Source organism: Aeoliella straminimaris, from assembly GCF_024054565.1.
Lineage (GTDB): Bacteria > Planctomycetota > Planctomycetia > Pirellulales > Lacipirellulaceae > Aeoliella > Aeoliella straminimaris.
In genome coordinates this window covers 1-370 of record NZ_JAMXLR010000010.1, presented here as the reverse complement: position 1 = coordinate 370, position 370 = coordinate 1, and the positions used below count along the sequence as shown (strand labels likewise).

Below are 370 nucleotides of genomic sequence, written 5' to 3'. Positions count from 1 at the left end.
TGACGCTGCCGCTGCCGGCAATCGTGCCGCTCACCCACAACGTACTGGAAGAGGCGCCCAAGCTGAGGTCGTGCGTACTGGTGTCAATGCTTCCGCTGACAGTAAAGGTACTCGATGTGCTGCTGAAGCCGGAATTGGAGCCTAGCTGGACCGGCAAGTCGAACGTATTGCTGTAGCTTTGCGAACTTACCGTGCCATTCAGTTCGATCTGATTGCCACTGATCGCGTAACTGCTACCCGTGATCAGGATCGAGCCGAAGGCCGTTCCCACCGGGAAGTCATTCTCATTGGTCTTCTGCAGCGCGCCGTTGGGGAAGATCAGGTTGGCGCCCGCAACGGGGGCAACATCGCCCACCCAGTTGCCGGCGGT

General features: G+C 59.2%; 1 protein-coding gene. It reads right to left on the bottom strand.

Annotated features, from left to right (window positions below):
* On the bottom strand, window positions 1–370 hold a 370-nt coding region (locus NG895_RS02505), incomplete at both ends, for a hypothetical protein (protein WP_252850870.1).